The following is a 13,940-nucleotide window of genomic DNA, read 5'->3' on the forward strand; positions in this document are numbered from 1 at the left end:
TAAAGCAGATTCCGCAAAAGCGCATCACCGAATTGATATGGCATCATAAAGTGGCGGCTTTCCCCCCGCAACCTGCCGCTCCCTTAAGCTGTGTTAACAGGACCGGGTCTCTGGAACTGAGGCGCCCGGTCTGCTAGCGCATCCCGAACCTCATTTCGCTGGAATTTGGACATGACAGACGCCATCCGACCGCTGATCGCCGGAAACTGGAAGATGAATGGCCTGAAGGCCTCCGCTGCCGAATTCGACGCCATGCTCACCGGTGCGGCAGAGGTCGCCGCCAAGGCCGATCTCCTGGTGTGTCCGCCGGCGACGCTGATCGCGGCCTTTGCGGCCAAGGCGGCCGGCAACAAGGTCGCCGTCGGTGCCCAGGATTGCCACCCCAAGGCCTCTGGCGCCCATACCGGGGATATCGCGGCGGAAATGCTGGTGGATGCGGGCGCTTCCGCCATAATCGTCGGCCATTCCGAGCGCCGCGCCGACCACGGCGAGAGCGATGATTTGGTGCGGCAGAAGGCCGAGGCCGCCTGGCGGGCAGGGGTGATCGCGATCGTCTGCGTCGGCGAAACGCAAGGCCAGCGCGATGCCGGCCAGACCCTGGATATCCTGCGCGGCCAGCTCAGCCTGTCGCTGCCGGACGGCTCAAAGGCCGACAATCTGGTCGTGGCCTATGAACCGGTCTGGGCGATCGGCACGGGCCTGACCCCCACAGCCAAGGATGTCGAGCAGATTCATGGCTTTATCCGGGAACTGTTGATCTCCCGCTTCAGAGACGAGGGGGCGAAGATGCGCATCCTCTATGGCGGGTCGGTCAAGCCGTCGAATGCGGCCGAACTGATGGCGGTCAAGAACGTCAACGGCGCGCTGGTTGGTGGTGCCAGCCTCAAGGCGGCCGATTTCCTTGCGATTGCCAAAGGCTGCCCTTAGCTAACCGGCAAAGCGCAGGCGGCTCAAAGCGGAGTCCGGACCGATCGGGGGTGGCAATGCCAGTCCTGATCGTGTAACACCGCGCAACTTCAGGAAAACCCGCAAAGCGCGATGGCTGCCGGCACCGGCGCTGTCGGCTTGTGACGGAAGGGTACCATGCAGACCGTTGTGATCGTTATCCATCTCATGATCGTCGCCGTGATGATCGGCGCCGTGCTGCTGCAGAAGTCGGAAGGCGGCGGCCTCGGCATGGGTGGAGGCGCAGGCTTCATGTCGAGCCGCGGCACCGCAAATCTCTTGTCGCGCACGACCGCGATCCTGGCGGCCGGTTTCTTCCTGACCAGCCTCTTCCTGTCCTGGTATGCGGGGTATGACCGTAAGCCGTCTTCGATCATTGGCCAGCCGGCGTCGCAGTCTCAGCCCGCCGGTGGCGCGGCTCCGGTGGCGCCGCCGACCTCGGGCGGTGTCCTGGATACGCTGAAGAAGGCGGACGAGCAGCAGCAGAATCAGGCGCCCAGCGGTCCGCAGGCGCCACGTTCGCAATAAAGCAGAGGGGCCATGCAGGACGGTGCCTAGCGTCCTGCATCAAGAATCCCCATCAAGGTTCTGGCAACACACTCAGTTTTGGCTCACCCACAGGCCCGCAAATTGTTTGGGGCGGGACGCGAATCGCTTTGGCGAATCGAGTTCGGGGGATTAAAGGTTAAGTCCCATGGCGCGGTACATATTCATCACCGGCGGCGTGGTTTCTTCGCTCGGCAAGGGTCTGGCTTCAGCAGCACTGGGTGCTCTGTTGCAAGCCCGGGGCTACAAGGTCCGCCTCCGCAAGCTCGACCCCTATCTCAATCTCGATCCCGGAACGATGTCGCCGTATCAGCACGGCGAAGTGTTCGTGACCGATGACGGCGCGGAGACCGATCTCGATCTCGGTCACTATGAGCGCTTCACGGGGCGGCCGGCGACCAAGGCCGACAACATCACCACGGGCCGCATCTATCAGGACATCATCTCCAAGGAGCGGCGCGGCGATTATCTCGGCGCGACAATCCAGGTCGTGCCGCATGTCACGAACGCCATCAAGGAGTTCGTGCTGTCAGGCAATGACGATTACGACTTCGTGCTGGTCGAGATCGGCGGCACCGTCGGTGACATCGAAGGCCTGCCCTTCTTCGAGGCGATCCGCCAGCTTGGGAACGAGCTGCCGCGCGACCATGCGGTGTATATCCACCTCACGCTGCTGCCCTACATCCCGAGCGCGGGCGAGCTCAAGACAAAGCCGACGCAGCATTCGGTTAAGGAGCTGCGCTCGATCGGCATCCAGCCCGACATCCTGCTGTGCCGCACCGACCGCGAGATTCCGAAGGAAGAGCGGCGCAAGCTCGGCCTGTTCTGCAACGTGCGCGAAAGCGCCGTGATCGAAGCGCGCGACGTCGACAACATCTACGCCGTGCCCGAGGCTTATCATGCCGCGGGCCTCGACGACGAGGTGCTCGCCGCCTTCGGCATCGGCTCGCGGATTCCGCCAGAGCTGCGGAGCTGGCAGCAGATCAACGAGCGCGTCCGCAATCCCGAGGGCAATGTCACCATCGCCATCGTCGGGAAGTACACCGGCATGAAGGATGCGTATAAGTCGCTGATCGAGGCGCTCTCGCATGGCGGCATCGCCAACAAGGTGAAGGTCAATCTCGACTGGATCGAGAGCGAGATCTTCGAGAAGGAAGATCCCGCGCCGTTCCTCGAGCACGTCAACGGCATCCTGGTGCCCGGTGGCTTCGGCCAGCGCGGCGCCGAGGGCAAGATCAAGGCGGCGCAGTTCGCGCGCGAGCGCGACGTGCCGTATTTCGGCATCTGCTTCGGCATGCAGATGGCGGTGATCGAAGCCGCGCGAAACCTCGTCGGCATCGAGGATGCCAACTCCACCGAGTTCGGCCCGACCAAAGAGCCGCTCGTCGGTCTGATGACTGAATGGCTGCGCGGCAATGAGCTCGAGAAGCGCTCGCAGGCCGGCGACCTCGGCGGCACGATGCGATTAGGGGCGTACCCCGCGGCGCTCAAGCGCGGCAGCCGCGTCTCGCAAGTGTATGGCGGCGCGACCGAGATTTCCGAGCGCCATCGCCACCGCTACGAGGTCAACACCGCCTACAAGGACCGCCTCGAGCAGCACGGCCTGAAGTTCTCAGGCCTCTCGCCCGACGGCGTGCTGCCGGAGATCGTCGAGTACGAGGATCATCCGTGGTTCATCGGCGTGCAGTTCCACCCCGAGCTGAAGTCGCGCCCCTTCGAGCCGCATCCGCTGTTCGCATCCTTCATTCAGGCGGCGGTGGTGCAGAGCCGGCTGGTGTAAGCACCTCTGGCCTTTGACGCGCGCGCAAATTGTTGCGACAACTCCCTGCCGCAAGAACAACAATGCAGGGAGTGAGCTCCAATGATCTACGAAATGCGCCAGTATCGTTGCGTGCCGGGTCGGCTGCCGGCACTGATCAAGCGCTTTGACACGATCACACTGAAAATCTGGGAGAAGCACGGCATCAAGCAGGCCGGGTTCTTCACCACGCTGATCGGCGAATCCAACCAGGAGCTGACCTATCTTCTAGCCTGGCACTCGCTTGCCGAGCGCGAGACGAAATGGACCGCCTTCATGACCGATCCGGAGTGGCTCGAGGCGCGCGCCAAGACGGAGGCGGATGGCCAGATCGTCGCCAACATCGTCAGCCAGATTCTGGCGCCGACGGCATTCTCCGCGGTGAAGTGACGGCCGGCCTCGCCGGGGCGCCTTCGCAACCCTGATATTCGAGGGGTAGGGCCGAATAGGGTTGATCCGCCCCTCATCGCCGCTATGGTCGCGCCGAAACGAGGGATCTTGGCCTTGAGCGCAGGCAAGTCGGCAGCAGCGGTGGTTGAGCTGGGGACGGTCAGGTTCGGCAATGACCTGCCGATCGCGGTCATTGCCGGCCCGTGCCAGCTCGAGAGCAGGGCGCATGCACTGGAGGTGGCCTCCGCTTTGAAGGAGATCGCCACCCGTCTGAAAGTCGGCCTCGTCTACAAGACGTCCTTCGACAAGGCCAACCGCACCAGCGCGTCGGCCGCGCGGGGACTGGGCTTGGCGCAATCGCTGCCGATCTTCGCCGAGATCCGCTCGTCGCTGGGCTTGCCAGTGCTCACCGACGTGCACGATGCGGCGCAATGCGCCGAGGTCGCGCAGGCCGTCGACGTCCTGCAGATCCCGGCCTTCCTGTGCCGGCAGACTGATCTCCTGCTGGCTGCCGCAGCAACCGGCAAGGTCGTCAACGTCAAAAAGGGGCAGTTTCTGGCGCCCTGGGACATGGCGAATGTCGTGACCAAGATCACGAGCGCCAATAATTCCAACGTGCTCGTCACCGAGCGCGGCGCCTCCTTCGGCTACAATACGCTCGTATCAGACATGCGAGCGCTGCCGATCTTGGCACGCACCACCGGCGCGCCTGTGATCTTTGATGCCACGCATTCCGTGCAGCAGCCGGGCGGGAAAGGTGCTTCTTCCGGCGGCGAGCGCGAATTCGTGCCGGTACTGGCGCGTGCGGCAGTCGCGGTCGGCGTCGCCGGTGTCTTCATCGAGACGCATCCCGATCCCGACCATGCGCCGTCCGACGGACCGAACATGGTGCCTTTGCTTGAGTTCGAAGGCCTCATCCGGACGCTGATGGCGTTCGACGCGGTGGCGAAAAATCCGTCGCAGGCCGGCGCGCGCTGATGCCGCAAGGGGAGGCGCGGCCGCACGATCACGGCTTGCCGCCAGCGCTCTACGTCATCTCAGGTGCGAGCTTTGCGGCGGCGCTCTCGGCCCGGGCGCTCGATCCGCTGCTGCCGCACATCGCCGAGGATTTTCAGGTCAGCATCGCGACCGCCGCGGGCTTTGCCGCGGTCTTCGCCTTCACTTTCGCGATCATCCAGCCGCTGATCGGCGCCGCCGCCGATCTCTTCGGCAAGACGCGGCTGATGATCGGCTGCCTCGCGGTGCTCGGCGTCGCCAGCATCCTCGGTGCGCTCTCGACCTCGTTCTCGCTGCTGTTTGCCACCCGTATCCTGGCCGGTATCGGCTCCGGCGGCGTGTTTCCGATTGCGCTCAGCCTGACCAGCGATCTCGTCGGTCCAGAGAAGCGGCAGATCGCGATCGGCCGCACGCTCGCCGGCGCCATGACCGGCAATCTCCTCGGTGCATCTGCGTCCGGCCTGATCGGCGACTTCCTCGGTTGGCGCGGCGTGCTCGCCGTGCTCGGTGTGCTGGTGATCATCGCTTCGGTCGCGGTTGCGGCCGGATTCAGTGGCGCCAGGATCAAGCATCCGCCGAGGACGAGCCTCTCGGCGCTGAAGACGGGCTATCGCACCATCTTCACCAATCCGAACGCACCGGTGTGCTACTCGGCCGTGTTCGTCGAAGGCTGCTGCGTGCTCGGCCTCTTCCCTTACGTCGCCTCGTTCCTGTTCGACCTCGGCGAGACCTCGCTCTCAATTGCCGGCATCGTCATCGCGGGCTTTGCGGTCGGCGGGCTGTTTTACACCATGACGGTGTCGCGCCTTCTGCCACGACTTGGCGTCAAGGGCATGATGATCGCGGGCACCGTGCTAGTGGCCTCGCAACTCGTCGCCGTCGCGTTCGGTCCGCGCTGGGAAGTCCAGACGCTCAACCTCGTCGTGATGGGCTGGGGCTTCTACATGGCCCATGGCTGCCTACAGGTGTTTGCCAGCGAGCTATCGGTCGAGGCACGCGCCACCGCGCTGTCGCTGCACTCGTTCTTCTTCTTCATGGGCCAGACCGTCGGCCCGATCGCCTATGGCTTTGGCCTCGCGCATGGGGGCAAGGGGCCGACCCTGTTCGCAAGCGCCGGGATCATGGTGGTGCTGGGGCTGGTCTGCGCGAAGCTCCTCAAGCAGCGCGCTCCGGCGGATGCGCGCTGAGACCGACGCGGACATCTAATCTTCCCATATAGTAGGGGAGTATTCCGAGGAGGTCTGATTGGACTGGTCCGAAGTGGTACGGAAAGCCGCCATCCTGGCGGAGAAGACGGGTCACATTACCTTTGATCAACTGAACGAATTGATCCCATCCAAGATGGAACCGGAAGACGTTGAAGCTCTACTGACGGCTTTGAGCGAACAAGGCATTTGGATTGCGGAGGAATAGGGCCACCTTTAGCCCCGCCCGCGATAGGGCGCCACACCCTGCTCCGGCACCCACAATCCCTTCGGCACGCGGCCGGTCTGCCAGAACACGTCGATCGGGATGCCGCCGCGCGGATACCAGTAGCCACCGATCCTTATCCATTTCGGCTTGATCTCGGATGCGATGCGCTTGCCGATCATCACGGTGCAGTCCTCGTGGAAGGCGCCGTGATTGCGGAAGCTCGCGACGTAGAGCTTTAGCGATTTCGACTCCAGCAGCCACTGGCCCGGTGCGTAGTCGATCATGAGATGGGCGAAATCCGGCTGTCCCGTGACCGGGCAGATCGATGTGAATTCCGGCACGGTGAAGCGCACCAGATAGTCTGTGCCCTTCTGCGGGTTGGGCACACGGTCGAGCTGGGCTTCTTCCGGTGTGTGCGGCCATTCGACCGCACGGCCGAGCTGGAGGGGTTTTTTCGCCATCATTTGCATCCTTTTGCAGCATGATCCGGAAAAGTGGACACCGGTTTTCCGAAGGGATCATGCTCAATCAAAAAGCTAGAGCGCGATCGGATCGCGCTCTAGTGGATGCCGAGATGGACGCAATTGTCGTCGCCGTCAACCAGTGGCGACGGTCTGGATCATGACGATCCGGTCGTTGCCGGACTCGCAGCCCCACAGCTCGCCCGGCCTTCCGTCGAGCTGACGGACATTGGCGTTCGATTTGTCGCTGGCGAAGACGTTGAACTTCTCGGTCACTGGATCAAAGCGCACGATGGCGTTGGCGGAAAAATCGGTGAGCCAGACCTTGTCCTTGTCGTCGACGAAAACCGCGTAGGCGCGGGGATGCTCGCCCGGCAGCTTCCAGGTTTTCCACGAGCCGTCGGCGGGATCGTGCACCGACACGTGCCCGCTGTTCCACTCGCTGACCCAGATCCGGCTCTTTGAATCCGACCAGACGCGCCGCGAACCGGCATTCGGTGTCGGCGGCTGCACGACACTGGCGCTACCGGTCGCAAGATCGATCCTGGCGATGTAGCTGCCGGCGAGCGAGGCGTACCAGATGTCGCCTTTGGGCGTCACAGTGATGCCATAGGGCCCGATGCCCTTCGGCGCCTTGAACACCGTCATCTCGCCGGATTTCGGCACGAGCCGGCCGTAATAGCCGGACTGCCCGGTGAACCAGTAGGTACCATCCTTGTCGAACACGCCGGTGTTGAGATTGGCCTGGGCGAACTTTTCGGGCAGGCGGAACAGCGTGACCTTGAGATCGCCGGGATCGACCCGCGCGATCGCGTTCTGGCCGCCCTCGGTGATCCAGGGCGCGCCATCGGGGCCGATCGTCACGCCGTGCGGGGCAGCGCCCTGGCCCAGGCTGACGGTCTTGAACGAGCCGTCCTTCGGATCGAGCTTGCCCAGCATGCCCTTGCCTTGCGCCGTGAACCACATCGTGCCGTCGGGGGCGGGTGTGAGGTCGTGCAGGCCGATACCGGGGCTGATCGGAAAATATTTCGCCCGGAACGGGCCCTCCTGCGCAAAACTTGGGCGGGCGGCAAGGAGGGCGGCGCTGGAAGCAAGAAACTGGCGACGATTCATGGCGTTACCCCGACTGTCTCAGATTGAGGTTGGACGCGCAGATCAGGTGGCGTCGAGCTTAGTCCGAGGCTCCTCAGCCGTCAGTCGTACCCCGCAGCCCAAGCGTTCACATTTGCTTGCGCTCCGTGTAAGACGCGCGGCGAAACGTCCAGCTCTAACGAATGGAAGCGCATCATGACCGCCATTGTCGACATCATCGGCCGCGAAATTCTCGATAGCCGTGGCAATCCCACCGTCGAGGTCGACGTCGTGCTGGAAGACGGCTCGCTCGGCCGCGCCGCAGTGCCCTCGGGCGCCTCGACAGGCGCCCATGAGGCGGTGGAACTGCGCGATGGCGACAAGGCTCGCTATCTCGGCAAGGGCGTCTCGAAGGCCGTCGGCGCCGTCAACGGCGAGATCTATGAGGCGCTCAGCGGCATGGACGTCGAGCACCAGGTCCAGATCGACCAGGTCATGATCGATCTCGACGGGACGCCGAACAAGAGCCGTCTCGGCGCCAACGCCATCCTCGGCGTTTCGCTCGCCTGCGCCAAGGCGGCTGCGCAATCGCTCGACATGCCGCTCTATCGTTACGTCGGCGGCACTTCGGCGCGGGTCCTGCCGGTGCCGATGATGAACATCATCAATGGCGGCGTGCACGCCGACAATCCGATCGACTTCCAGGAGTTCATGATCCTGCCGGTCGGCGCCACCAGCTTCGCCGAAGGTCTGCGCTACGGCGCGGAAGTCTTCCACACGCTGAAGTCCGAATTGAAGAAGGCCGGTCACAACACCAATGTCGGCGACGAGGGCGGCTTTGCGCCGAACCTGCCGTCGGCGGACGCCGCGCTCGAATTCGTCATGAACGCGATCGGCAAGGCTGGCTTCAAGGCAGGCTCCGACGTCGTGCTTGGGCTCGACTGCGCCTCGACCGAGTTCTTCAAGGGCGGCAAATACGTCTATGAAGGCGAGGGCAAGACCCGCTCGATCTCCGAGCAGGCCAAATATCTCGCCGACCTCGTGTCGCGCTATCCGATCGTGACGATCGAGGACGGCATGTCGGAGGACGACATGGACGGCTGGAAGGAGCTCACCGATCTCATCGGCAAGAAGTGCCAGCTCGTCGGCGACGATCTCTTCGTCACCAACGTCAAGCGCCTGTCCGAAGGCATCAAGGCGGGCCGCGCCAACTCGATCCTGATCAAGGTCAACCAGATCGGCACGCTGACCGAGACGCTCGCCGCCGTCGAGATGGCGCACAAGGCCGGCTACACCTCCGTGATGTCGCATCGCTCCGGCGAGACCGAGGATTCCACCATCGCCGATCTCGCCGTCGCCACCAATTGCGGCCAGATCAAAACCGGCTCCCTTGCGCGCTCGGATCGCACCGCCAAATACAACCAGCTGCTGCGCATCGAGCAGCAGCTCGGCAAGCAGGCCGTCTATCCCGGCAAGGCGGCGCTGAAGGCGCTGGCGTAAGCACCTAACAGAAAAAGGGGAGGTCGACATGAGCGACGGCGGAAACGGACTCCAGTTGCGTTCGCTGATCAAGAAGAGCGGCGAACTCGAAATCTCGCTGGTCGACGTGCCGACCCCCGAGCCTGCCGAGGACGAGGTCGTCGTTCGCGTCAAGGCGACGCCGATCAACCCGTCGGATCTCGGTTTGCTGGTCGGCGCCGCCGACATGAGCACGGCGAAGGCGTCGGGGACGAAGGATGCTCCCGTCATCACCGCCAAGGTGCCTGACGACGCGATGCAGGCGATGGGGGCGCGGCTCGACCAGTCCCTGCCGGTCGGCAACGAAGGCGCCGGCGTCGTCATCAGGACCGGCTCGTCGGACGCCGCGAAGGCGTTGATGGGCAAGACGGTCTCGATGATCGGCGGCGCGATGTACGCGCAGTACCGGACCTTGAAGGCGAGGGACTGCCAGCCGCTGCCTGAGGGCACGACCGCGGCGGAGGGCGCGTCCTGGTTCGTCAATCCGCTCACCGCGCTCGGCATGACCGAGACCATGCGGCGCGAAGGCCACAAGGCGCTAGTGCACACCGCGGCCGCCTCCAATCTCGGACAGATGCTGAACAAGATCTGCATCAAGGACGGCATCCCGCTGGTCAACATCGTGCGCAGCAAGGAGCAGGCCGACATCCTGCACAAGATCGGCGCCAAGTACGTCGTCGATTCCACCGCGCCGAGCTTCCTTGACGATCTCACTAATGCGCTGGTCGAGACCGGCGCCACCATCGCCTTCGATGCCATCAGTGGCGGCAGGCTCGCCGGCAACATCCTGAGGTGCATGGAAGTCGCGATCAACAAGACCGCCAAGGAGTACAGCCGCTACGGCTCCAGCGTGCACAAGCAGGTCTATGTCTATGGCATGCTCGACACGCGGCCGATCGAGCTGCCGCCCGGCTTCGGCATGGCCTGGGGTGTCGGCGGCTGGCTGTTGACCCCGTTCCTGATGAAGATCGGTCCCGCGGAAATCGGACGCTTGCGCCAACGTGTCGCGAGCGAATTGAAGACGACGTTCGCCAGCCACTACACCAAGGTCGTGTCGCTTCCTGAAGTGCTCGATCCGGCCAACATTGCGGTGTTCGCCAAACGGGCGACCGGCGAAAAATTCCTCATCAACCCAAATAAATTTGCGTGACGCTGGAACGGTCGTGACCAAAGAAGGTCTTGCCTTCTGAGCGGCGGGGGAGAACATTCGCGCCGCAATTGAAAGCGGGAAAAACCGCAACGCTCAGAAGGGGACATTCCCATGACCGAACTCAACCGCCGTCACCTGCTTGCCGGCGCCGCCGCCCTCGGTGCGGCCAGCCTTTCGCGCCTGGGCACGACGTCTGCCGATGCCGCAGTGCCGCAAACCGGCGCGCAGGCGCCGGGCTTCTATCGCTATAAGGTCGGTTCCTTCGAGTGCACCTCGATCAACGACGGGGCGCGAACCTTCCCGATGCCGGACAAGTTCGTCACCAACGTGCCGAAGGACGAGGCACTGGCCGCAGGCGATGCGGCCTACATGCCGAAGGGCATGGTGACGGTGCCGTTCAACCCGCAACTCATCAACACCGGCTCCAAGCTCGTGCTGATCGACACCGGCAACGGCGTCGCCAATCTCGAGCCGAGCAAGGGCGCGGTCGGCCGCACGCTGCAAAACCTCGCGGCGGCCGGCGTCGATCCCAAGAGCATCGACATCGTCCTGCTCTCGCATCTGCACCCCGACCACACCAACGGCATACGCGCGGCGGACGGCTCGATCGCGTTCCCGAACGCCGAGATCATGGTGCCGGCCAAGGATTGGGAGTTCTGGGCGAGCGAGGAGAACGCCGGCAAAGCTTCCAGCGACATGATGAAGAACTACTTCGCCAACGTGAAGAAGACCTTTGCCGGCATCGAGTCCAAGGTGACCAAGTATGAGTGGGGCAAGGAGGTCGCGCCGGGCATCACCTCGATCGCGACGCCCGGCCATACCCCGGGTCACACATCGTTCGCGGTTGCCTCGGGCAACGCAAAGGTCCTGATCCAGTCCGACGTCACCAACATCCCGGAATTCTTCCTGCGCAATCCGGATTGGCATGTCGTGTTCGACACCGATGCCGCGATGGCGCAAGAGACCCGCCACAAGTTCTACGACATGGCGGCAGCAGAGAAGGCGACGGTGGTCGGCTTCCACTTCACCTTCCCGTCGGTCGGCCACGTCGAGAAGGATGGTGCCAAATATCGTCTGATCCCGTCGGCCTGGAATCCGACGATCTGATCGGTTCGGTTCTTAGAGTCAGTTGATCGGGCCGCCGCCTGGCGGCCCGATTGTTTTGGGCGACTGGTCGCTTTTGCGAAACGCTGCGTTTCCAAATCGAAACGGTTCATGCACTTGCATCCTCCCGCGGAGGTGGATTAAGTGCGCCGGCCTGTTTCCCGCTTAGAGGTTCAAGGACAACCATGGCCTACAACATCGTCACGATCGCCGGCAGCCTGCGCAAGGAAAGCTTTTCGCTCAAGATCGCCAACGCGCTCGCAAAGCTCGCGCCGGCGTCCCTCAAGCTCGAGGTCATCACGCCGGCGGGTATCTCGTTCTTCAACCAGGACCTCGAGGGCGCCCCGCCCGCCGACTGGCTGGCTTTCCGCGAAAAGCTCCAGAAGTCGAACGGCGTCCTGTTCGTGACGCCTGAATACAACCGCGCAATCCCGGGCGCCCTGAAGAACGCCATCGACGTTGCCTCGCGGCCCTATGGCAAGAGCTCGTTCAACGGCAAGCCGGTCGGCATCGTCTCCAACTCGCCGGGTCCGCAGGGTGGAGTGAGTGCCGCGAAAACGCTCCAGAACATCCTGCCGGGCATTGCGGGGGCAATCATGCAGCAGCCCGAGACCTATCTGAACGCAGTCGGCGACGCCTTTGACGCCGCAGGCAACCTGACCAAGGACTCGCTGAAGACCGTGCTCCAGCAGTACATCGACGCCTTCGCCGCGCACGTCGCCAAGCATCAGGGCTGAGTGAGACGCCTGCGGCCGCGTTATAGATCCTCATCCTGAGGAGGCGCGAAGCGCCGTCTCGAAGGATGGCCGCGGGGAAGACCCGGGCCTTCATGGTTCTCCCGGCGATGCGTAGCATCGTCCGGAGACGGCCGCTACGCGGCCTCCTCACCATGAGGGTCTGGCAGTCGGGCAGGGCGCTCCCAAATTAGCCTTCCCTTAACCAACCTGTCCCATCTTGCCGGACATGGTCACCCGTGCGCGCCTGAAATCGATTCTGACCGGCCTTGCCCTCTACACCATGGCGGCCGCGATCGTCGGCTATTTCGGCATCAACGCCTATACCGGCAAATACGGCCTCAACGCCCGCCAGGAGCTCGACCAGGAGATCATCGCTCTGACCAGCGAGCTTGCGCGGCTGAAGCGCGAGCGCGCCGAGGGCGAGCAGCGGGTGTCGCTGCTGCGCTCGGAAAAGATCGACCCCGACATGCTGGACGAGCGCGCGCGCTTCCAGCTCCAGTTCGTCAATCCGCACGATCTCGTGCGGATGAACAATTCGAACTAGAGTGTCGCCAGCTGCGCCGCGCCCTTGGCGAGGACGTCGCTGAAACTCGTGTCCCAGAATTTTGCGACGTCGGTCTGCGCGTCGAGCACGCCGAGCTTGAGGAAAGTGTCGGCCACTTTCTGGTGGGTCTCCGGTACATCCGGCGTGACGCCCACGAGTGAGAAATCGGCGCTGCGATGGGCGAACTGATCGAGGATGTCCTCGATCGGCAGATGCGTTTCCGCGACCTGCGCCGTCGCATAGACCTGGAAATTCTTGTTGGCGAAGGCATAGGCGCGCTGGATCCGCAGCAGGAAGTCGGCGAGCGCCGCACGCCGCAACGGATCGTCGATCGCCTTCGGATTGGCATAGATCGGAAAATTTCCGGAGAGATAGCCGACGCCGGTCTTGAGCAGGCGCGCGCCCTGTTTGGAGATCGCGAGCTGGCCGTTGTAGCCGTAGATCGCCCAGGCATCGAGCTTGCCGGAGGAGAAGGCCGAGTAGCCGTCCGATGGCGTCAGGTTGATGGCCTCGATGTCGTTGAAGGAGAGGCCCGCTTCCTCGAGTTGCTTGGCGAGGAAATAGTGCGCGGTCGTGGCGCGGACGTAGCCGACCTTCTTGCCTTTGAGATCGGCAATCGAATGGATCGGCGCGTCCCTGGCCGCGACGGTGACCTGGGTGTTGAGGTCTTCGTGGGTGACTGCGATGAAGCGCACGCTGGCGTTCTTGCGTGCGGCGAACATGGCAGGAATTTCGCTGCCCGACCCGAGATCGAGCGCGTCGCTGTTCAGCGCCTCGATATGCAGCACGCCGTTGTTGAGCTCCTTCCAGTCGATCTTGTAGGGCGTCTTGTCTTCGCCGGCAGCCCGGAGCAGGGCGGGCCAGCCGCCCTTGTAATAGGCGACGCGCAGCGTGACGCCGCTGAGATCGATCTCTGCCGGCTTGCCTTGCGCTTTCGCGCTGCCCGCAACGAGTCCGCCTGCTAGCGCGCCGAGCAGGGAACGTCTTGAGAGTGAGAACGGGCTGGTCACGACGGCTCCTGCTGAAAGTCTCTTGATGCTTCCAGCATAGGTGACGCGCTGTTTGCGCTCTATTCTGTTTTTCGATCGCCGCGTGAAACGCGCGTTCCAACTTTTGCTACGGTGCGGTGTTATTCGGTTTTTTGCGCCTATGTCGAAGGTCGTAAGTGGATGCGGCACTTCCGTCTTGACGGCAACGGCGGTGCGGGTTCATGCCTTCTTGCGCGCGGCATTTTCAGGATTGACGCAGATCAATCGGGCTACGCCGG

The 13,940-nt window shown here is 63.4% G+C and carries 15 protein-coding genes; 12 read left to right on the plus strand and 3 right to left on the minus strand.

What is annotated here, in order from left to right:
• The first annotated feature begins 171 nt into the window (after positions 1-171).
• The 7 genes from tpiA (at position 172) to YUU_RS50740 (ending at position 6,088) form a co-directional block, all read left to right on the plus strand.
• On the plus strand, positions 172-927 hold the full coding sequence (tpiA, locus tag YUU_RS0112305) for a triose-phosphate isomerase (RefSeq protein ID WP_027522637.1): 756 nt from the start codon (positions 172-174) through the stop codon (positions 925-927).
• A 156-nt stretch (positions 928-1,083) separates the two neighbouring features.
• Positions 1,084-1,473 (plus strand): preprotein translocase subunit SecG, encoded by a 390-nt coding sequence (gene secG / locus YUU_RS0112310; protein WP_027522638.1) that lies wholly within the window; start codon positions 1,084-1,086, stop codon positions 1,471-1,473.
• 166 nt (positions 1,474-1,639) lie between these two features.
• Positions 1,640-3,271 carry a CTP synthase gene (locus YUU_RS0112315; RefSeq protein WP_027522639.1) on the plus strand — a complete coding sequence of 544 codons (1,632 nt, stop codon included), beginning with the start codon at positions 1,640-1,642 and terminating at the stop codon, positions 3,269-3,271.
• An 81-nt stretch (positions 3,272-3,352) separates the two neighbouring features.
• Entirely contained in the window at positions 3,353-3,679 is a 327-nt protein-coding gene (locus tag YUU_RS0112320) for an NIPSNAP family protein (RefSeq protein ID WP_027522640.1), read from the plus strand.
• A gap of 114 nt (positions 3,680-3,793) precedes the next feature.
• Positions 3,794-4,657, plus strand: coding sequence for a 3-deoxy-8-phosphooctulonate synthase (kdsA, locus tag YUU_RS0112325; RefSeq protein WP_027522641.1), 864 nt, complete (start codon positions 3,794-3,796; stop codon positions 4,655-4,657).
• Positions 4,657-5,862 (plus strand): MFS transporter, encoded by a 1,206-nt coding sequence (locus YUU_RS0112330; RefSeq protein ID WP_027522642.1) that lies wholly within the window; start codon positions 4,657-4,659, stop codon positions 5,860-5,862. Before kdsA ends, YUU_RS0112330 begins: the two co-directional genes overlap by 1 nt.
• 58 nt (positions 5,863-5,920) lie before the next feature.
• Positions 5,921-6,088, plus strand: a complete 168-nt coding sequence (locus YUU_RS50740; protein ID WP_035662099.1) for an RNA polymerase sigma factor region1.1 domain-containing protein — start codon at positions 5,921-5,923, stop codon at positions 6,086-6,088.
• Between the two features lie 8 nt (positions 6,089-6,096).
• On the opposite strand, the gene queF is transcribed toward YUU_RS50740, so the two are convergent.
• A complete protein-coding gene (gene queF, locus YUU_RS0112340) occupies positions 6,097-6,558 on the minus strand; it encodes a preQ(1) synthase (protein WP_156944247.1) in 462 nt (153 codons plus the stop codon).
• A 126-nt stretch (positions 6,559-6,684) separates the two neighbouring features.
• Positions 6,685-7,662 (minus strand): lyase, encoded by a 978-nt coding sequence (locus YUU_RS0112345; RefSeq protein ID WP_027522644.1) that lies wholly within the window; start codon positions 7,660-7,662, stop codon positions 6,685-6,687.
• 174 nt (positions 7,663-7,836) lie between these two features.
• On the opposite strand from YUU_RS0112345, the gene eno reads away from it, so the two are divergent.
• The 5 genes from eno to YUU_RS0112370 all read left to right on the plus strand — a co-directional run bounded on the left by eno (position 7,837) and on the right by YUU_RS0112370 (position 12,673).
• On the plus strand, positions 7,837-9,120 hold the full coding sequence (gene eno, locus YUU_RS0112350; RefSeq protein WP_027522645.1) for a phosphopyruvate hydratase: 1,284 nt from the start codon (positions 7,837-7,839) through the stop codon (positions 9,118-9,120).
• Positions 9,121-9,148: 28 nt separating this feature from the next.
• Complete coding sequence (locus YUU_RS0112355) at positions 9,149-10,288, plus strand: zinc-binding dehydrogenase (protein ID WP_027522646.1); 1,140 nt, start codon at positions 9,149-9,151, stop codon at positions 10,286-10,288.
• 111 nt (positions 10,289-10,399) lie between these two features.
• The gene (locus YUU_RS0112360; protein WP_027522647.1) at positions 10,400-11,395 is read left to right on the plus strand and encodes an MBL fold metallo-hydrolase; all 996 of its coding nucleotides are present in this window, start codon (positions 10,400-10,402) and stop codon (positions 11,393-11,395) included.
• Between the two features lie 182 nt (positions 11,396-11,577).
• Entirely contained in the window at positions 11,578-12,129 is a 552-nt protein-coding gene (locus YUU_RS0112365) for an NADPH-dependent FMN reductase (RefSeq protein ID WP_027522648.1), read from the plus strand.
• Between the two features lie 226 nt (positions 12,130-12,355).
• A complete protein-coding gene (locus tag YUU_RS0112370) occupies positions 12,356-12,673 on the plus strand; it encodes a septum formation initiator family protein (RefSeq protein ID WP_027522649.1) in 318 nt (105 codons plus the stop codon).
• Here the strand turns inward: YUU_RS0112370 and YUU_RS0112375 are convergent.
• A complete protein-coding gene (locus tag YUU_RS0112375; RefSeq protein WP_027522650.1) occupies positions 12,670-13,683 on the minus strand; it encodes an ABC transporter substrate-binding protein in 1,014 nt (337 codons plus the stop codon). The two genes, YUU_RS0112370 and YUU_RS0112375, sit on opposite strands and share 4 nt — an antisense overlap.
• Positions 13,684-13,940 lie beyond the last annotated feature (257 nt).

It is taken from the genome of Bradyrhizobium sp. Ec3.3, assembly GCF_000472925.1.
Classification (GTDB): Bacteria; Pseudomonadota; Alphaproteobacteria; order Rhizobiales; family Xanthobacteraceae; genus Bradyrhizobium.

What these genes read in the sequence shown, in the direction of transcription:
- tpiA (WP_027522637.1), top strand. Translation starts at nt 172, where the DNA reads ATGACAGACGCCATCCGACCGCTGATCGCCGGAAACTGGAAGATGAAT.
- secG (WP_027522638.1), top strand. Translation starts at nt 1,084, where the DNA reads ATGCAGACCGTTGTGATCGTTATCCATCTCATGATCGTCGCCGTGATG.
- YUU_RS0112315 (WP_027522639.1), top strand. Translation starts at nt 1,640, where the DNA reads ATGGCGCGGTACATATTCATCACCGGCGGCGTGGTTTCTTCGCTCGGC.
- YUU_RS0112320 (WP_027522640.1), top strand. Translation starts at nt 3,353, where the DNA reads ATGATCTACGAAATGCGCCAGTATCGTTGCGTGCCGGGTCGGCTGCCG.
- YUU_RS0112330 (WP_027522642.1), top strand. Translation starts at nt 4,657, where the DNA reads ATGCCGCAAGGGGAGGCGCGGCCGCACGATCACGGCTTGCCGCCAGCG.
- queF (WP_156944247.1), bottom strand. Translation starts at nt 6,558, where the DNA reads ATGCAAATGATGGCGAAAAAACCCCTCCAGCTCGGCCGTGCGGTCGAA.
- YUU_RS0112345 (WP_027522644.1), bottom strand. Translation starts at nt 7,662, where the DNA reads ATGAATCGTCGCCAGTTTCTTGCTTCCAGCGCCGCCCTCCTTGCCGCC.
- eno (WP_027522645.1), top strand. Translation starts at nt 7,837, where the DNA reads ATGACCGCCATTGTCGACATCATCGGCCGCGAAATTCTCGATAGCCGT.
- YUU_RS0112355 (WP_027522646.1), top strand. Translation starts at nt 9,149, where the DNA reads ATGAGCGACGGCGGAAACGGACTCCAGTTGCGTTCGCTGATCAAGAAG.
- YUU_RS0112360 (WP_027522647.1), top strand. Translation starts at nt 10,400, where the DNA reads ATGACCGAACTCAACCGCCGTCACCTGCTTGCCGGCGCCGCCGCCCTC.
- YUU_RS0112365 (WP_027522648.1), top strand. Translation starts at nt 11,578, where the DNA reads ATGGCCTACAACATCGTCACGATCGCCGGCAGCCTGCGCAAGGAAAGC.
- YUU_RS0112370 (WP_027522649.1), top strand. Translation starts at nt 12,356, where the DNA reads ATGGTCACCCGTGCGCGCCTGAAATCGATTCTGACCGGCCTTGCCCTC.